This window comes from Streptomyces sp. NPDC050439 (genome assembly GCF_040655335.1).
Classification (GTDB): domain Bacteria; phylum Actinomycetota; class Actinomycetes; order Streptomycetales; family Streptomycetaceae; genus Streptomyces.
In genome coordinates this window covers 230,311-246,393 of the sequence record NZ_JBFAJT010000005.1, presented here as the reverse complement: position 1 = coordinate 246,393, position 16,083 = coordinate 230,311, and the positions used below count along the sequence as shown (strand labels likewise).

General features: G+C 71.2%; 18 protein-coding genes. 4 read left to right on the top strand and 14 right to left on the bottom strand.

Annotation, left to right across the window (positions count from 1 at the left end):
• Nucleotides 1–68: 68 nt before the first annotated feature.
• Nucleotides 69–464 carry a helix-turn-helix domain-containing protein gene (locus AB0I66_RS22270; protein WP_363209651.1) on the top strand — a complete coding sequence of 132 codons (396 nt, stop codon included), beginning with the start codon at nucleotides 69–71 and terminating at the stop codon, nucleotides 462–464.
• 61 nt (nucleotides 465–525) lie between these two features.
• On the opposite strand, the gene AB0I66_RS22265 is transcribed toward AB0I66_RS22270, so the two are convergent.
• The 10 genes from AB0I66_RS22265 to AB0I66_RS22220 all read right to left on the bottom strand — a co-directional run bounded on the left by AB0I66_RS22265 (nucleotide 526) and on the right by AB0I66_RS22220 (nucleotide 9,446).
• On the bottom strand, nucleotides 526–948 hold the full coding sequence (locus AB0I66_RS22265) for an acyl-CoA thioesterase (RefSeq protein WP_363209650.1): 423 nt from the start codon (nucleotides 946–948) through the stop codon (nucleotides 526–528).
• A gap of 33 nt (nucleotides 949–981) precedes the next feature.
• Nucleotides 982–1,629, bottom strand: coding sequence for a hypothetical protein (locus tag AB0I66_RS22260; protein WP_363209649.1), 648 nt, complete (start codon nucleotides 1,627–1,629; stop codon nucleotides 982–984).
• A gap of 97 nt (nucleotides 1,630–1,726) precedes the next feature.
• Complete coding sequence (locus AB0I66_RS22255; protein ID WP_363209648.1) at nucleotides 1,727–2,632, bottom strand: TIGR03619 family F420-dependent LLM class oxidoreductase; 906 nt, start codon at nucleotides 2,630–2,632, stop codon at nucleotides 1,727–1,729.
• Between the two features lie 122 nt (nucleotides 2,633–2,754).
• Nucleotides 2,755–3,339, bottom strand: coding sequence for a TerD family protein (locus AB0I66_RS22250; RefSeq protein WP_363209647.1), 585 nt, complete (start codon nucleotides 3,337–3,339; stop codon nucleotides 2,755–2,757).
• 65 nt (nucleotides 3,340–3,404) lie between these two features.
• On the bottom strand, nucleotides 3,405–3,998 hold the full coding sequence (locus tag AB0I66_RS22245; protein ID WP_363209646.1) for a histidine phosphatase family protein: 594 nt from the start codon (nucleotides 3,996–3,998) through the stop codon (nucleotides 3,405–3,407).
• 110 nt (nucleotides 3,999–4,108) lie between these two features.
• Nucleotides 4,109–4,903 carry a hypothetical protein gene (locus AB0I66_RS22240; protein WP_363209645.1) on the bottom strand — a complete coding sequence of 265 codons (795 nt, stop codon included), beginning with the start codon at nucleotides 4,901–4,903 and terminating at the stop codon, nucleotides 4,109–4,111.
• Complete coding sequence (locus AB0I66_RS22235) at nucleotides 4,903–6,219, bottom strand: VWA domain-containing protein (RefSeq protein ID WP_363209644.1); 1,317 nt, start codon at nucleotides 6,217–6,219, stop codon at nucleotides 4,903–4,905. The genes AB0I66_RS22240 and AB0I66_RS22235 overlap by 1 nt, the downstream gene beginning before the upstream one ends.
• 82 nt (nucleotides 6,220–6,301) lie before the next feature.
• On the bottom strand, nucleotides 6,302–7,549 hold the full coding sequence (locus AB0I66_RS22230) for an FAD-dependent monooxygenase (RefSeq protein WP_363209643.1): 1,248 nt from the start codon (nucleotides 7,547–7,549) through the stop codon (nucleotides 6,302–6,304).
• 32 nt (nucleotides 7,550–7,581) lie between these two features.
• Entirely contained in the window at nucleotides 7,582–8,199 is a 618-nt protein-coding gene (locus tag AB0I66_RS22225; RefSeq protein ID WP_363209642.1) for a C39 family peptidase, read from the bottom strand.
• A 35-nt stretch (nucleotides 8,200–8,234) separates the two neighbouring features.
• On the bottom strand, nucleotides 8,235–9,446 hold the full coding sequence (locus AB0I66_RS22220; protein ID WP_363209641.1) for a pyridoxal phosphate-dependent aminotransferase: 1,212 nt from the start codon (nucleotides 9,444–9,446) through the stop codon (nucleotides 8,235–8,237).
• Nucleotides 9,447–9,539: 93 nt separating this feature from the next.
• On the opposite strand from AB0I66_RS22220, the gene AB0I66_RS22215 reads away from it, so the two are divergent.
• Together AB0I66_RS22215 and AB0I66_RS22210 are read left to right on the top strand one after the other, a co-directional pair.
• Complete coding sequence (locus AB0I66_RS22215) at nucleotides 9,540–10,184, top strand: winged helix-turn-helix transcriptional regulator (RefSeq protein ID WP_363210044.1); 645 nt, start codon at nucleotides 9,540–9,542, stop codon at nucleotides 10,182–10,184.
• A gap of 51 nt (nucleotides 10,185–10,235) precedes the next feature.
• The gene (locus AB0I66_RS22210) at nucleotides 10,236–11,141 is read left to right on the top strand and encodes a HipA family kinase (RefSeq protein WP_363209640.1); all 906 of its coding nucleotides are present in this window, start codon (nucleotides 10,236–10,238) and stop codon (nucleotides 11,139–11,141) included.
• 98 nt (nucleotides 11,142–11,239) lie between these two features.
• Here the strand turns inward: AB0I66_RS22210 and aceB are convergent, their stop codons facing one another.
• Together aceB and AB0I66_RS22200 are read right to left on the bottom strand one after the other, a co-directional pair.
• Complete coding sequence (gene aceB / locus AB0I66_RS22205) at nucleotides 11,240–12,859, bottom strand: malate synthase A (RefSeq protein ID WP_363209639.1); 1,620 nt, start codon at nucleotides 12,857–12,859, stop codon at nucleotides 11,240–11,242.
• Between the two features lie 226 nt (nucleotides 12,860–13,085).
• Nucleotides 13,086–13,694, bottom strand: a complete 609-nt coding sequence (locus AB0I66_RS22200) for a nucleotidyltransferase family protein (protein ID WP_363209638.1) — start codon at nucleotides 13,692–13,694, stop codon at nucleotides 13,086–13,088.
• Between the two features lie 208 nt (nucleotides 13,695–13,902).
• Between AB0I66_RS22200 and AB0I66_RS22195 the strand changes: the two genes are divergently transcribed.
• Nucleotides 13,903–14,211, top strand: coding sequence for a DUF5955 family protein (locus AB0I66_RS22195; protein ID WP_363209637.1), 309 nt, complete (start codon nucleotides 13,903–13,905; stop codon nucleotides 14,209–14,211).
• A 49-nt stretch (nucleotides 14,212–14,260) separates the two neighbouring features.
• On the opposite strand, the gene AB0I66_RS22190 is transcribed toward AB0I66_RS22195, so the two are convergent.
• Both AB0I66_RS22190 and AB0I66_RS22185 read right to left on the bottom strand, forming a co-directional pair.
• A complete protein-coding gene (locus AB0I66_RS22190) occupies nucleotides 14,261–14,971 on the bottom strand; it encodes an ABC transporter ATP-binding protein (RefSeq protein ID WP_363209636.1) in 711 nt (236 codons plus the stop codon).
• Entirely contained in the window at nucleotides 14,968–16,053 is a 1,086-nt protein-coding gene (locus AB0I66_RS22185) for an FtsX-like permease family protein (protein ID WP_363209635.1), read from the bottom strand. The genes AB0I66_RS22190 and AB0I66_RS22185 overlap by 4 nt, the downstream gene beginning before the upstream one ends.
• Between the last annotated feature and the right edge of the window lie 30 nt (nucleotides 16,054–16,083).

The window sequence follows — 16,083 nt, the reverse complement described above, 5'->3', positions numbered from 1 at the left end:
ATAGGTGCACGACTTGTAACGGGGCTCATCGTGCGTGACCATGGAGGCCGGGAGAAGGAGGAACTTCAATGTCCCAAGGGAACACGGGTGTTACGGCGCAGGTCGTGAACGCGCAGGCGTGCCCGCTGCGCGAAGTTCTTGACAGGGTGGTGGGGAAATGGAGCATCCCGATCCTGGTCGCGGCGGCCCACGGCCCCATCCGCTTCACGGAACTGGAGCGCAGCATCGACGGCATCAGCCGCCGCATGCTGACGCTGACCCTGCGGAATCTGGAGCGCGACGGCCTGCTCACGCGCACGGTGCATCCGACGGTCCCGCCGAAGGTCGAGTATGAACTGACGCCGGTGGCCGAGGAGTTGCACGGCACGCTGCTGACCCTGACGGGCTGGGCCGAGCGGCACCGGGTGACGATCGCGCAGTCACGGGCGGACTACGACGAGAAGCGGGGGCTGGTGGAGGCCTGACCCCGAGGTGCCACCCCGAGGCCTGACCCCCGCCTCGGACGGCCGCGGGGCGGAAAGCCGGTCAGAGGCCGAGCAAGCCCGGATCGCTCGCCAGCGCCCGGAAGTACTCGCGCGGATCGGCCACCATCCGCCGTTCGTTCAGGTCCAGGAGGCCACCGACGGCCAGCACCTCGGCGGCCTTCGTGCCGTCCGCTTTGCGCACATGCTGCTCGATGCGGAACGTCTTGCGCTCACCCCAGATGAACTCGCAGGTCACCTCCACCTCGTCGCCCGCGCGCAGCTCGCTGAAGTACCGGATGGTGTTCTCCAGGGCGACGGGCCCCACCCCCTTGGCGAGCAGATCGGCCTGCTCGATCCCGGCCGCGCGCAGCACCGACCAGCGGGCGTGCTCGGCGTACTGCAGGAAGACGGCTTGGTTCAGATGGCCCTGCGCGTCCGTCTCGTACCCACGGACGCTGATGCTCACGGAAAACGGCTCCGACACGACATTCCCTTCAACGGTTCTTCACGGTCACTTCTATGCCCGGCCTCTTCGGGGCGAGGCGAGGAGATAGCGCGCGCCACCGGCCCGCTCGGCATGCTCGCTGACCTGCCAGCCCGCCGCCTCCAGCGCGCCCGCACAGGTCCGCAGGCCCTCCGGTGACGCGTCGTGCACGGCGACGGCCTCGGGCTGCGGGGTCGCGCCCACCCGATAGCCGTCGGGCCCGGGCCGGCAGCCCGCGGCCTCCAGGGCGAGGGCGGCGGCCTGCACCAGATGCGTCCGCTCCCAGGCACACGGGCGGTCCCGCGCGCCGTCCGGGTTGGTCATGCGGCGCATTTCCAGGAGGCCTTCCCAGGCGCTGCGTACGTCGCGTGCGCGGGCCGCCGGTCTTTCGGTGTCCGGCGGCGGCGCGGGCTCGGCGCCGGTGCGGGCGGCGAAGAGGCCGGACGGAGCGGGGGCGGCCGGGGGAGGGCCCGGGGCCTCGGCGACGGGTTCCTGTGCGCCTTCCCGCAGGCGATGGCCCGTGGGCGTCAGGAAATAGGCGTGCGGCGGACGGGGGTGCCGGAAGGCGAGGCGGTGCCGCACGAGCCCCGCCAGCTGTGCCTCGCTCCCGGTCAGCCGTCCCGTCGCCGGGTCGGCGGCCTCGATGATGCGCCGCTGAGCGGCTGTCGGAGGCTTCGTCATGCGCCCACCTCTTCCCCAGGTCCTGCTGCCTGGTTCCGATAGTGCCTCGCGCCACTGACAACGGCCGCGGAACGTCGGCTGTCCGCGGCCCGGCGGCTCAGCGAATGGTGCCCGTGGCGGGGTCGACCACCTTTTCCACGACTAGTTCGAGCGTGCGCCGGTCGTCGTCGGCGCTGCCGCGCTCGTCGGGCGTGCCGGGGTACGTGTCGAGCAGCACGTCCGTGGCGCCGAGCTCGGCCAGCGTCTCCAGGTCGGCCCGGAGCTGGTCGGGGCTGCCGTGCCCGAGGGGGCGGTCGGCCGTGTCCGGCTGCGCGGTGAGCTTGAGCTGGAGGCGGGGCACGAGGTCCGGCGTGGGGCGCCCGGCGGCCTCGGCCTCCGCCGCGATGCGGGGCAGCGCTGTCCGCAGGACGTCGAGGGTCGGCATGAACGGGTGCCAGCCCTCGCCGAGGCGGGCAGCGCGGCGCTGGGCGGCGGGGGAGTTGCCGCCGACCCAGACGGGCAGGGGCGTCGCCGGGGCGGGGGCGTTGCGGATGTCCTCGTAGGCGACGTACCGGCCCTTGAAGGAGGTCGTCTCCTCGGCCCACGCGGCGCGTATCGCGGTGAGGTACTCGTCGGTGAGGGCGCCGCGCTCCTCGAAGGGGACGCCGAGGGCCTCGTACTCGGCGCGGGACCAGCCGACACCGGCGCCGAGGATGAAGCCCGCTTCGTTGAGCTGGTCGATGTTGGCGGCGAGGCGGGCGGTCTGGAGCGGGTGGCGGTAAGGGATGACGGTGATCGTCGTGCCGAGACGCAGCCCCGGTACGCGGCCCGCGAGATGCGCGGCGAGCACGAACTGGTCGTAGAAGGGGGCCGGATAGACCGAGTGCACGTCGGGGGTGACCGTGATGTGGTCGGAGATCATCGCGAGGCCGAACCCGAGGTCACGGGCGTCGGTCGCCTGGCGGACCAGGGAGTCGGGGGTGGTGCCGGAGCCGAAGTTGAGGAGATTCACGCCGTATCGCATGGCGGCAAGTCTTGATGATCTTCGGGGTGTGTGTCGAACCGAGTCGAATCGATTCGAACCGAGGGCAGGCCCCGTCCGGGCCGGCCGGGGAAACCGGCAGGCCCGGACCTCTGTCGCTCGTGCTACTTGCTCATGGCGAAACGCATCAGGGCCTGCTCGTCGCCCTGCTTGATCTTGCCGGTCTCGTTGATGACCTGGAGCTTCCAGGCACCACCCTCCCGGACCGCCTTGGCCACGGCGCAGCCGTTGTCGTTCGTGAGCAGGCTCGGCCAGATGTCGGCGACCTGCTGGGTGCTGCCGCCCGTGGCGTCGTACACCTTGAAGCTGATGTTGCGCGCGTTCTGGAAGGCGCTGCGCTTCTTGTACGCGGCGGCGACGAACACGATGGACGTGATGTTGTCCGGCACGCGCTCGAACTCGACGGTCACCGTCTCGTCGTCGCCGTCACCCTTGCCGGTCTGGTTGTCGCCGCTGTGCACCAGCGAGCCGTTGCCCAGCGGGTCGAGCGAGTCGAGGCCCGCGAGCCGCACCGGGTCCGCACCCGCCATCGCGATGGCGATCAGGTCGAGGTCGGTGCCGGCCTTCTGCCGGAGCTTGCCCAGAACTCCACCGCTGCTGCCGACGGTGGGGTCCCACGACACACCTATGGACAGACGGGTCACGCCGCCCAGATCCGCCGGTCCGTCTTCCTTCTTGAGCGTGATCATTCGCGATCCTTCTTGGTGGTGAGAGCTGTGGTGAGAGAGCTTTATGGGACAGAGTGTGCCTGGTTTTACGGACGAATGTTCCAGCTCGCCACCACTGGGCGGCCGTGCTCCGTGCTGAGACGGCAGACCGTCCCCGTCGCCAACTGGAACAACGCCCCGCCCGACACCGGCAGTCCGAGGCGCCGCGCGGTCAGCACGCGCAGGAAGTGGGAGTGCGCGAAGAGGACCACGCTGCTCTCGTAGTTGGCCAGCGCGGCGTCGACCTTGGCCAGCATCCGGTCGGCCCGCTCGCCGACCTCTTCCGGGGTCTCACCGGGGTGCTCGGCGGGGCCCGGGGCCACTCCGTCCGTGAACAGATACCAGTCGGGGCGGGTGCGATGGATCTCCACCGTCGTGACCCCCTCGTACGCCCCGTAGTCCCACTCGCCCAGGTCGGGGTCCACCCGGGCGTCCGGGAACCCCGCAAGCTCCGCCGTCTCCCTGGCCCGCTTGCGGGGGCTCGTGAACGCCGCCCCGATCCGGAACCGCCCCACCAGCGGTGCGAGCCCCCGCGCCTGATCCCTGCCGTTCTCGGTGAGCGGGATGTCCGTCCAGCTGGTGTGCCGGCCGTTCATCGACCACTCGGTCTCGCCGTGCCGGACGAGCAGCAGGTCACCCATGGTGCGGAACTTCCTGTCTTTCGGGGGTCTGTCGGGGGTCTGTCAGGGGTCCATCGAGGTCTGTCGGTGGTGGCCGGACCGGCGAAAGGCCGGTCCGGCCACCACCGAGACTAGATCCCCGCAGGTACGCGCGGCGGGCGGCCCGACCCGCGCGTCAGGCAGTAGCCCCCGATGCCCGCCAGGGCGCCGAGCACGCCGCCGCCCGCGGTCCACAGCCAGCGCGACGACCACCAGGCCGACGCCCAGCCGTCCTCCGGCTCCCTGGACTCCGCCGCCATGTCGGTGCCGATGCCCGGCACCAGGGGCTTCGCCAGCGAGCCGTCCACCGCCTGCGCGCCGCCCGCGTCGCTCGACGTCACCTTCGTCTCGGCCCGCATCGGAAGACCCAGGTCGTCCGCCTTGAGGCCGGTGACGGTCAGACGCGCGTAGTACGTGCCGGGCAGCGGGTCGTTGGCCCACGGCTCGGCCGACGCGCGCACGGTGCGCAGCGTGCAGGACAGCTCGACCGCGGCGGCGTCCTGCGCGACCGTCTTCGTCTGCGCGCCGAACCGGCACGCCTGGCGGCGCCGCAGCCCGTCGTACACGTCGACCTGCCAGGTGGAGTCGCCGTGCCTCGCGGCGTCCTCGGGCAGCTTCACCGTGGCGTGCACGGTGGGGCGCTGTCCGATGTCCGCGGGGAACGACCAGTACAGGTAGTCGCCGGTGGAAGCCTCCGCCGTCGCCTCCTGGTCCAGCTGGATCGGTGTCGCCGTACGGAAGGACGTACCGGCCTCGGTGGGCGCGGCGGACTTGTCGTCACCGTCGTCGGCACCGTCGGCGAAGGCCGCTCCGGCAGTCCCGGTCAGGGCGAGCAGCGCGGCACCGGCCAGCAGGCCGGCCCGGCTCAACACACGTGTCGTACGCATCAGTTGGTCCTCCAGACCGCGAAGCGCCAGCGCGAGAGCCAGCCCCAGACCAGACCGGCGACGAAGCCGGTGAGGATCAGTGTGCCGAGCAGCCACCAGCCGTTGCCGAGACCGAAGGACGCCACGTCCGAGGCCTCGTCGGGCGCGTCCACCAGATCGACGGCGAGCTCTACGGGGAGTCCCGGGGTCGTCTTGACGGAGGAAGGTGCCGAGTAGGAGTTGCTGACCTGGAGGCACACGGTCTCGGCGGCGGGCTCGCCGCCGTCGTCACCCTCGCCCTCGTCGTCGTCCGACTCCGGCTTCGGATAGCGCAAGCCGGTCGAGATCACGTCCGTACGTCCGTCGCCCGCCTCGGAGCCCCGCACGATCTCGCGGCCGTGCACGGTCGAGGCCCGCAGAAGGACCCCGTAGTCCTTGTTCACCGCGCGGTCGGCGCCGACGCTGACGGAGGCGCGCAGCTCCTGGCCGGGCCTGACGTCGACGCGGTACCAGCGGTGCTCGCCGAACTTCTCGCGGTCGGTGTAGACACCGGCCTTCAGTTGGGGGGCGTCGGTGCACTGGGCTGCGCCCTTGGTCGCCACCGGAGTGGCGACGGGGTCCGCGGCGCGGTCCACCAACTGCTTGACCCGGCCCGAGAGTTCATCGGTGTGCCGCACCGATGTGTACGTCCCGCCGGTGGCCTCCGCGATGCAGCTCAACTGGTCGCGGGTCTTGGCGTCCGGCACCAGGCCGAGCGTGTCGATGGTGAGATGGATGCCCTCGGCGGAGATCTTGCGGGCCACCTCGCAGGGGTCGAGCGGCTGGCAGGTGTCCTCGCCGTCGGAGATGAGGACGATCCGGCGGCTGCGCTCCTTGTTGTCGTCCTTGAGGTCGTCGGCCGCCTTCAGGAGCGTGGGGCCGATCGGCGTCCAGCCGGTGGGCGCGAGCGTGGCCACCGCGGTCTTCGCCTCGGTGCGCCCCGCGCGGTCGAGCTCCGCCACCGGGTAGAGGAGCTCGGTGTCCTTGCACCCCGTCTTGCGGTCGTCGCCGTGGTAATTGGCGCCCAACGTGCGTATGCCGAGCTGTACTTCGTCCGGCGTGGCGTCGAGCACCTCGTTGAACGCCTGCTTCGCCGCCGCCATCCGGGACTTGCCGTCGATGTCGCGGGCGCGCATCGAACCGCTGACGTCGAGGACGAGCTCGACCTTGGGCGAGGGCTGTGCGGGTTCGTCGTCACCGGCGGAGGAGGCGGCGGCGGGGCCCGCCGTGCCGAGCCCGGCGGTCAGGGCGGCGAGCAGGGCGAAGGCCCAGGCCGCCGGCCGATGTCTTGTGATCATCGCCGGATCTTATTGATCTTGGCGTGCATACCCAAACCGGCGGATGGGTATGACCCTTCACCGCCTCAGCCCAGGCACCGGCTCACCGCCTCAGCTCGCGGCCCCCGAACGCCCCGCCGCCGTCGGCCTGCTTCCACCACGTCTCCAGCGCCGTCTGGTCCATCGTGTGCCAGGCCGGTGTCTCCTCGACGAGCGCGTGGCCGAGGCGCCGTCCCAGATCGACCATCGCCGCACCGGCGACGCTGCGGTCGGTGTCGTAGGTGTCGAGTGCGTCCGCCCAGGTCGTGGCCGTGGCGAAGGCGGACTCCAGGACCGTCGCGTCCTGCAGTGCCTTGACCGCGCCCGCCCCGGTGTGCGGCCGGGCGACGGTGGCCGCGTCGCCGGTCAGGAGCACGCGGCCCTTGGTGTAGCGGGGCGCCGTGTAGTCGTACATCGGCTGGAGGAAGAGCTCGGCGGGGGTGGTCGTGCGGATGAGGTCGCCCCAGTAGGGCGGCAGCAACTCGTCGCACACGTACGTGAGATGCGAGGCGAGGGCCTGCGTGAGCCCGCCGGGCGGCAGGCTGGTGGGGGCGGTGAGGCGCAGGTCGAGACCGAGTCCGAGGTCGAGGCCCGGTGGCGGTGCCGTATAGAGGACCCAGTTGACGCGGTGGCCGCCCACCCCGTCGGGGATGCGGTAGACGATGACATGACCGCCGGGGAAGACGACGTACGCGCAGTCCTCCTGGGCCCACAGCCCCGGGTCCGGCAGCCGGTCGGCCGGGAAGGCGCCGCGCCAGGCGAGGTAACCGGCATACGCGGGACGGACGCCGGCGAACACCCCCGCACGGACCACGGAGCGGTAGCCGTCGGCGCCGATCACGAGGTCGAAGCGCTCGGTGCCGTCGGCGGTGACCACCTCGGCGCCCGCCGGGTCACCGGCACCCGCCGCGCCCGTTCGCACCTCGTCCACCGCCACGCCCGCGCGGAAGCTCACGGAAGCGGGCACGCGACCGCGCAACTCACGCCACAGAGGACCCCAGTTGTACGTGCGGAAGGCGAACGGCATCGCCCCGATCTCCTGCCCGAGCGGGCCCGCCGCCGACCCGCCCCGCACATACCAGCGGCGCCGCTCCAGCTGCACCCACGGCATGTCCGCGTCCAGGTATCCGGCGGAATCCAGCTCCGCGTAACGGGAGTTGTGCACCGCGAGCCCGACCCCGCGGTCCGCCAGACGTTCCGCCGCCCGCTCGTACACGGTGATCTCCGCGGCGCCACCGCGGTGTGCGGCGAGTGCGGCGGCGCATCCGGCGATGCTCCCGCCCACGACGGCGACCCTGCCTCCACGCATCATCGCGCCATCCTGGCAGCAAGGGTGACCCGCTGTCAGTGCAGGGACACCCCACGTCCGGCGAAGAACGGTTCGAAGTCCGAAAGTGACAGGTCCGCCGTCCGTGTCCCGGCGTCGATCCCCGACGGGTTGTGCAGATGCAGACCGCCGTCCGCGGAACGCCCCGTGACCAGCACCAGGTGACCGCCCCGGCCGGGGGACGGCCGGTGCGGGCGGCGGATCTCGTAGTGCACCGAGACCATGACCGAGCGCCCCTCGTCGAGCAGGCCGGTGATCTCGTCCACCGTGAGGTGCCGGTGGACCGTGGCGTTGACGCCGTGCACGTCGCGTACGTACTCCGCGAACGGGGCGTAGATCAGCCCGCGGATCGTGCCGCCCTCACCCTCTGCGGACTCGGTGTACGCGCCGTACTTCAGCGCGCCGTCCCGCAGCTCGAAGAGCGAGGGCGCGGACGGGCCGAGCGCCATCCGCAAACAGGTCAGGCCGCACAGGTGGCCGCACCAGCGCGCGTAGTCGTCGAGGGTCGCGGCGCCCGATTCCGCCCAGGCCGGGTCGGCCGCGCGGTCGAACCCGTCGTACACGATGGGCCCGACGAGATCGGGCGAGGCGAACTGGGTCAGGGAAGGGACCTGGCAGGCGGAACAGAGAGACACACGACCCCCGTCGTCCGGTGGCGTCACCGGTCACATCACTGGCGGTACCCGCTGAGGAAGCGGCCGATGCGGCTGATCGCCGCGTCGAGGTCGTCAGCGTATGGGAGCGTCAGGATGCGGAAGTGGTCGGGGCGCGGCCAGTTGAAGCCCGTGCCCTGCACGACCTGGATCTTCTCCTGGAGCAGCAGGTCGAGGACGAACTTCTCGTCGTCGTGGATGGGGTGGACCTTGGGGTCCAGGCGCGCGAAGGCGTAGAGCGCGCCCTTGGGCTTCACGCACGAGACGCCGGGGATCTCGTTCAGCTTCCGCCACGCCATGTCGCGCTGCTCGTACAGCCTGCCGCCCGGCACGGTGAGCTCGTGGATGGATTGCCGGCCGCCGAGTGCGGCCTGGATGGCGTACTGGGCGGGGGCGTTCGGGCACAGGCGCATGGAGGCGAGCATCGTCAGGCCCTCCAGGTAGCTCTTCGCATGCTGCTGCGGGCCCGTGACGACCAGCCAGCCCGAGCGGAAGCCCGCCACGCGGTAGGTCTTGGAGAGCCCGCAGAAGGTCAGCACGACGAGGTCCGGGGCGAGCGCGGCGACGCTGTGGTGCACGGCGTCGTCGTACAGGATCTGGTCGTAGATCTCGTCGGCGAACACCATCAGGCCGTGGCGGCGCGCGAGGTCGAGGATGCCCTCCAGGATCTCCTTGGGGTACACCGCGCCCGTGGGGTTGTTCGGGTTGATGATCACGACGGCCTTGGTCCGGTCGGTGATCTTCGACGCCATGTCGTCCAGGTCGGGGTACCAGTCCGCGGACTCGTCGCACGTGTAGTGGACGGCCTTGCCCCCGGAGAGGGTCGTCACGGCGGTCCACAGCGGGAAGTCCGGGGCGGGGATGAGGACTTCGTCGCCGTCCTCCAGGAGGGCCTGCACGGCCATCGTGACCAGCTCGGAGACGCCGTTGCCGAGGAAGACGTCGTCCACGGAGACCTCGTCGAGGCCGAGCGCCTGATAGCGCTGGGCGACGGCGCGGCGGGCCGAGAGGATGCCGCGCGAGTCCGTGTAGCCGTGCGCCTGGGGGAGCATCCGGATCATGTCCTGGACGATCTCCTCGGGCGCCTCGAAGCCGAAGAGCGCGGGGTTGCCGGTGTTCAGGCGCAGGACGCTGTGGCCCGCCTCCTCCAGGGCGTTGGCGTGCTCGATGACCGGGCCCCGGATCTCGTAACAGACCTCGCTGAGCTTGCTGGACTGCCGGAACTCCATGCGCTGTGCCTCCCGTGACGTGAGTTACTTGGTTTTACCAAGCGGGAGCTTGGAAAGTCCAACAACTTGCATAGACTGTGCCGCATGGGTCGCATGCCACCTGCCGCCAGGTCCCGCCGAAGCTATGACCAGTACTGCGCCGCCGCCCGCGCCCTCGACGCCGTGGGCGACCGCTGGACCCTGCTGATCGTCCGGGAGCTCCTGGCCGGCCCGCGCCGCTACACCGATCTGCACGCCGACCTGCCGGGCGTCAGCACGGACGTCCTGGCGTCCCGGCTCAAGGACATGGAGCGCGAGGGCCTGACGACGCGCCGCCGCCTCCCCCCGCCCTCGGCCGCGTACGTCTACGAACTGACCGAGCGGGGCCGGGAGTTGCTGCCGGTCCTCCAGGCGCTCGCCGCCTGGGGAACCCCCGCCCTCCAGGAGCGCGCGCCGACGGACGCGGTCCGCGCCCACTGGTTCGCGCTGCCGCTGCTGCGGGTCCTTGCGGGGCTCGGGGTGGAAGGGGTGGTCCAGGTCCGCCTGGACGAGGGGGAGTTCTACGTACGGGTGGGAGGTGCCGCCGAGTCGTACGGCGACGGGGCCGCCCCCGAAGCCCCCGACGCGCTCCTCACCCTTGACGCGGAGGCCTGCGTCGAGGTGGGCCGGGGCGCGCTGACGGTCGCCGAAGGGGTGCGGGCGGGCCGCGTCGAGGTGTCCGGCGAGGGCATCCTCGCGAAGGCCCTGCGCGCGGGCTGAACCGGCGAAACCGGATCGTGGTCGCAGCGGCCACCCGCATACAGTTGCCGTGTGCTGCGAGAAGTGACTGCTGTCCGGTATGTGAACCCGCTGCGGACCGGGGGCTCCGTGCCCGGCGTCGTCGAGACCGACGACCTGGGGACGTACGTCGTGAAGTTCACCGGTTCGGCGCAGGGCCGCAAGGCGCTGGTCGCCGAGATCATCGTCGGTGAGCTGGCCCGCCGCCTCGGCCTGCGCTTCCCCGAGCTCGTCCTGGTCCACTTCGACCCGGCGGTCGCGGCGGACGAGCCGCACCAGGAGGTGCAGGACCTGCTGCATGCCAGCGCCGGGCTCAACCTCGGCATGGACCTCCTGCCGGGCGCCGTGGACTTCACCCCCGAGGCGCTCGACGTGGACCCGCTGGAGGCGGGCAAGGTGGTGTGGCTTGACGCCCTCACCGCGAACGTCGACCGCACGGTGCACAGCTCGAACCTGATGATCTGGCCCACGTCCGGCCTCCAGCAGCCACGGCTGTGGCTCATCGACCACGGCGCGGCCCTGGTCTTCCACCACCGCTGGGGCGCGTCGGCACCGGACAAGGTCTACGACTTCCGCCATCACGCGCTGGGCGGGTACGGACCGGACACGCGGGCCGCCGACGCGGAGCTGGCGCCGCTCGTCACCGAGGGGATGCTGCGTGAGGTCGCCGCGCTCGTGCCGGACGCGTGGCTGGCCGATGAGCCGGGGTTCTCGTCACCCGACGAGGTGCGAGCGGCGTACGTGGACTTCTTGCTGGCCCGCGCGCGGGCCTCGGCGGAGTGGCTGCCGGTGGACTTTCCCAGCCGGGGGGAGCTGGCCGCGGCCGATGCTCGGCGCGCTGCCGCCACCGAGCGGGGCCGACCGGCCTGGCTCAAGCGGGTGCCCGATCTGCACGGGGAGCCTGCGGCCGAGCAGGACTGGTCGCGGCACATCGGTTAGTACGTGCGGGCCGTCGAGGGCTGGTCGCGCAGCCCCTGAACAGCAAAGCCCCCGGCGCTGTGCGGTGCCGGGGGCCTTGCCTGCGGTACGGGCGAACGTCAGCGCAGCTGCTCGTATGCCGGGAGGGTCAGGAAGTCCGCGTAGTCCGCGTCCAGGGAGACCTGGAGGAGGAGGTCGTGGGCCTGCTGCCACTTGCCGGCCGCGAAGGCCTCCTCGCCGATCTCGGCGCGGATGGCGTCCAGTTCGGCGGCGGCCACCTCGCGGGCCAGGTCCGCCGTCGCGGTCTGGCCGTTCTCGAAGACGACGCCCGCGTTGATCCACTGCCAGATCTGCGAGCGCGAGATCTCGGCGGTGGCCGCGTCCTCCATGAGGTTGAAGATGGCGACGGCGCCCAGGCCCCGCAGCCACGCCTCGATGTAACGGATGCCGACCTGGACGGCGTTGACCAGGCCGTCGTACGTGGGCTTCGCGTCGAGGGAGTCGATGGCGATGAGGTCGCCGGGGGCGACGCTGACGTCCTCGCGCAGGCGGTCCTTCTGGTTGGGCTTCTCGCCCAGGACCGCGTCGAACGACTTCATCGCGATCGGGACCAGGTCCGGGTGCGCGACCCAGGAGCCGTCGAAGCCGTCGCCGGCCTCGCGGTCCTTGTCGTTCTTGACCTTCTCGAACGCGACCTTGTTGACCTCGGCGTCCTTGCGGGACGGGATGAACGCCGCCATGCCGCCGATCGCGTGCGCGCCGCGCTTGTGGCAGGTGCGGACGAGGAGTTCGGTGTACGCCCGCATGAAGGGTGCGGTCATCGTCACGAGGTTGCGGTCCGGCAGGACGAACTTCGAGCCGCCGTCGCGGAAGTTCTTGACGATGGAGAAGAGGTAGTCCCAGCGGCCGGCGTTCAGGCCCGACGCGTGGTCGCGGAGCTCGTAGAGGATCTCCTCCATCTCGTACGCGGCCGTGATCGTCTCGATGAGGACCGTGGCGCGGACGGTGCCCTGCGGGACGCCGACGTAGTCCTGCGCGAAGACGAAGATGTCGTTCCAGAGGCGGGCCTCCAGGTACGACTCCGTCTTCGGGAGGTAGAAGTACGGGCCCTTGCCGAGCTCGATGAGGCGCTTGGCGTTGTGGAAGAAGTACAGGCCGAAGTCGACGAGCGCGCCGGGGATCGGGGTGCCCTCGAACTGCAGGTGGCGCTCGTCCAGGTGCCAGCCGCGCGGGCGCATGACGACGGTGGCGAGCTCGTCGGCGTCCTTGAGGGAGTACGACTTGCCGCTGCGGTCGTCCGTGAAGTCGATGCGGCGCTCGTAGGCGTCGGTGAGGTTCAGCTGGCCCAGGATCACGTTCTCCCAGGTGGGGGCCGAGGCGTCCTCGAAGTCCGCGAGCCAGACCTTGGCGCCCGAGTTCAGGGCGTTGATGGTCATCTTGCGGTCGGTCGGCCCGGTGATCTCGACGCGGCGGTCGTTCAGGGCGGCCGGGGCCGGGGCCACCTTCCAGGAGTCGTCCGCGCGGATCGCGGCGGTCTCGGGAAGGAAGTCGAGCGTGGAGGTGCGGGCGATCTCGGCGCGGCGCTCGGAGCGGCGGGTGAGGAGCTCGTCACGGCGGGGCGTGAAGAGCCGGTGCAGCTCGGCCACAAAGGCGAGGGCCGCGTCGGTGAGGACCTCCTCCTGCCGCGGCAGAGGCTCCGCGTCGACGATGGCCAGCGGGGACTGCGCTGGTGCGGACATGAGCTGTCACTTCCTTCAGCGAGCTTCACAGGTGGTGCCGCGGCGGCCGCCGGGCATTCGCAGTGACACTCAGTGCCACAGGAGCCGAGATACGGCCGTGGACCCCACATGAGGGAACGGGTGCTTCTGAACAGTGGATACTAGTTTCCTCATAGTGGAAGTTCAATCGTCTGTTGATGTCGAGATTCTCTTCATCGACAGAACGTGTCGCTGAGTGCCATGCCGGTCACTCAAGGTGGATCAGGTCGGCGGGTGTGTCGATGTCGTACGCCTGGGCCACGTCCCCGCACTCGACGAGTGTGATTTCTCCCGTGTGTTCCTTCAGATAGGCGCGTGCCCCGCGGTCACCTGTCGCGCTCGCCGCGATGCCCGCCCAGTGGTCGGCGCCGAAGAGCACCGGGTGCCCGCGCTCGCCGTCGTACGCGGCGGCCGCGAGGGTGGCGGGGGAGCGGTAGGCGGCGTGTACGCGGGCCATGGCGGCGGGGCCGATGCCGGGCTGGTCGACGAGGGAGATGAGGGCGGCGTCCGGGGCGTGCGTGGTGTCCCCGGCGTCGCGGAGTGACGTCAGCCCGGCTCGCAGCGAGGAGCCCATGCCTTCCGCCCAGTTGGGGTTGTCGATCAGCACGCATCCGGGGAGGTGAGCCTTCTCCCGTACGACATCGGCGTCCGCGCCGAGCACCACGTGCACGCGCGTGCAGCCGCCCTCGCGCAGTACGCGGACCGCGTGTTCCACGAGGGGGCGCCCCTGGTGGTCGAGCAGCGCCTTCGGCCGGCCGCCGAGGCGACGCCCGCCGCCCGCGGCGAGAAGAAGTCCGGCGATCATCGGATTCGTCATGGCTCCTGCATACCGCACCCTGCGCGTGCAGTCCCGGCGGCCGGGGGCCTCCTGGTGACGGAGGTGGCGTGTTCCGGCCATAAAGTGGCGCGTCCTGCTTCTCGTGGCGTTTACTGGCCCGCGGCCCTCAGGCGTCTGACCAACGCCGTCCGGGGTCGGCAAGATCTGAACGAGTACGTACGCACGACATCGTGCGAGGGGGAGAGCTGTGTTGCGGAGCGTGGGGCAGAGGCGAGTGACCGGCAGAGACGAGGATCCGCGCGTCGCGGAGTTGGGCACGGCGGTGTCGCGACTGCGCCGTGAGCTCGCCGCGCATCCGGCCGAGTTTCCCGACCGGGGCATCGCCGAGGACGAGCTCGCGGCGCTGGCCGCGATGGCCCGGAGCGGCGCGCCTGAGGTACCGAGGCTGCGACGCTCGCTGCTTCTGGTCGCGGGGGCGATCGGCTCGGTCAGCGCGTTGGCCTCGGGGCTTGCCGCGGTCAGGGGAGCGGTGGAGCTTTTCGGGGACGGGGGGTAGGCCGCCTGGCCTTGGCCGGCGTATATCACCGGCTCCGCCGAGTTCGTCCTCAAACGCCGGACGGGCTGAAACCCCTGTCCCCGGGCGTGCTGCTGGAAACCCCCGTCCTCCCGTCCACCAGCTCCACCACCCTGTCTGCGACCGCCAACCGGGCCCGGTCGTGAGTGACCAGGACCGTTGCCGTCTTCCACTCGCGTGTGAGGCGGCCCAGTAGGTCGAGCACCTCGGCGCCCCGCTCGTGGTCCAGTGCGCTGGTCGGCTCGTCGATCAGGAGTACCTCGGGCTCGTTCATCAAGGCTCGTGCGATGCCCACCCGTTGGCGTTGGCCGCCCGAGAGTTGGTGTGGGCGCCTATGTGTGTGGCCCGCGAGGCCGACCGTGGCCAGCAGCTCCCGGGCTCGCTTCCTGGCCCCGCCCCCGCGTCCGTCCAGGTGCGCCATGAGTTCCACCTGCTCCAGCGCCGTCAGTGAGGGAAGCAGGTTCGGTTGCTGGAAGACGATCCCCATCCGCCGCCGCCTCAGCTCCGCACGTTCGGCCGCCGACAGCGACCCCGTCTCCGTGCCGCCCACCATCACCCGGCCCTCGTCGGGAGTCACCAGCGTTGCCGCCACGGCCAGCAGGCTGGACTTTCCGGAGCCTGAGGGGCCGACGACCGCCGTCAGGGTTCCGGCGGGGACGTCCAGGGTGACGCCGTCCAGTGCGGTGAGGCGTCCATCGCCGTCGGCGTACGTCAGCGTGATGTCTTCGAGGGACAGACTCATCGGGCACTCCCCAGCGCGGTCAGCGGGTCTACGGCGGTGATCCGCCGGACGGACAGGCCCGCGCCGAGCGCCCCGAGGGCGATCATCACGGCGGCGGGCCACAGCACGGTCGGCGGATCGAGCACGAAGGGGACGTCCCCGCCACTGATCGCGGAACCGACCACCGCCGCGATCCCCGTCCCAAGCGCCGTCCCGGCGGCCAGCATCAGCACGGCCTGGCCGAGCGCGTCCCTGAGCAGATACGGCGTCGACGCGCCCAGCGCCTTCAACACCGCGATGTCACCGGCCCGTTGAATCGTCCACACCGTGAAGAACGCTCCTATGACGAGGGCGGAGATCACGAAGAGGAAGCCACGCATGAGCTGCAGAGACCCGTTCTCCGCCTGGTAGGAGCCGATCGCGGTGAGCGCGCCGTCGAGCGTCCTCGTCTCCGTGCCCGCCGCCTTGTCGCCGGCCGTCGCATCGAACCCACCGCCGGTCCGCAGCGCGATGACCGTGGCCTGCTCCTCCAGCGACGTACCCCGGTGGCCGAGCCCCTGCCAGTCGTCGAGCGCGGTCCATACGACAGGCGTGTGGCTGTACGAGGCGTCCGACGCGACCCGCGCGACCCGCTCCTCCACCCGGCTCCCGCCAAGACGCACCGTGTCCCCGGCGCCGACCCCGAGGTCCGCCGCGGCCTTCTCGGAGAGCACGGCCTCACCCGGCGCGACCCCGGCCGGCGCGATCCCGGAGTCCGGCTCGACTCCGAACGCGGACACCGCTGCCGAGCGGTCGCCCGCGGTGGCGTTGAGGGTGCTGATGCCGATCGGCTCGGCGGACCGTACCCCTGGCTGCGCCGCCCACCGCTCCCAGGCGCGCTGTTCCAGCTGGGAACTGGTGAAGGAGACGGACTGGCCGGCCGGCGGCGCGGCGAACGCGAGGTGGTCGGCCGGGAGGCCGGTGATCGCGGAGGTGTTCTCCCTGGCGAGCCCGGTGGTGAGCCCGGAAAGTAGCCCCACGAGCAGAGTGATGAGTACGACGACGGCCCCCATCAGGGCGAACCGCCCCTTGGCGAACCGAAGGTCTCTCCATGCGACGAACATGCCCCCACCCTGCTTCCGCGCGCACGCCCA

Bases quoted from the DNA above. Each gene is read 5' to 3' on its own strand.
- AB0I66_RS22240 (WP_363209645.1), bottom strand. From the start codon at position 4,903: ATGCGTACGACACGTGTGTTGAGCCGGGCCGGCCTGCTGGCCGGTGCC.
- AB0I66_RS22200 (WP_363209638.1), bottom strand. From the start codon at position 13,694: ATGACGAATCCGATGATCGCCGGACTTCTTCTCGCCGCGGGCGGCGGG.
- AB0I66_RS22250 (WP_363209647.1), bottom strand. From the start codon at position 3,339: ATGATCACGCTCAAGAAGGAAGACGGACCGGCGGATCTGGGCGGCGTG.
- AB0I66_RS22245 (WP_363209646.1), bottom strand. From the start codon at position 3,998: ATGGGTGACCTGCTGCTCGTCCGGCACGGCGAGACCGAGTGGTCGATG.
- AB0I66_RS22270 (WP_363209651.1), top strand. From the start codon at position 69: ATGTCCCAAGGGAACACGGGTGTTACGGCGCAGGTCGTGAACGCGCAG.
- AB0I66_RS22215 (WP_363210044.1), top strand. From the start codon at position 9,540: ATGCCACCTGCCGCCAGGTCCCGCCGAAGCTATGACCAGTACTGCGCC.
- AB0I66_RS22255 (WP_363209648.1), bottom strand. From the start codon at position 2,632: ATGCGATACGGCGTGAATCTCCTCAACTTCGGCTCCGGCACCACCCCC.
- AB0I66_RS22260 (WP_363209649.1), bottom strand. From the start codon at position 1,629: ATGACGAAGCCTCCGACAGCCGCTCAGCGGCGCATCATCGAGGCCGCC.
- AB0I66_RS22230 (WP_363209643.1), bottom strand. From the start codon at position 7,549: ATGATGCGTGGAGGCAGGGTCGCCGTCGTGGGCGGGAGCATCGCCGGA.
- AB0I66_RS22190 (WP_363209636.1), bottom strand. From the start codon at position 14,971: ATGAGTCTGTCCCTCGAAGACATCACGCTGACGTACGCCGACGGCGAT.
- aceB (WP_363209639.1), bottom strand. From the start codon at position 12,859: ATGTCCGCACCAGCGCAGTCCCCGCTGGCCATCGTCGACGCGGAGCCT.
- AB0I66_RS22235 (WP_363209644.1), bottom strand. From the start codon at position 6,219: ATGATCACAAGACATCGGCCGGCGGCCTGGGCCTTCGCCCTGCTCGCC.
- AB0I66_RS22220 (WP_363209641.1), bottom strand. From the start codon at position 9,446: ATGGAGTTCCGGCAGTCCAGCAAGCTCAGCGAGGTCTGTTACGAGATC.
- AB0I66_RS22185 (WP_363209635.1), bottom strand. From the start codon at position 16,053: ATGTTCGTCGCATGGAGAGACCTTCGGTTCGCCAAGGGGCGGTTCGCC.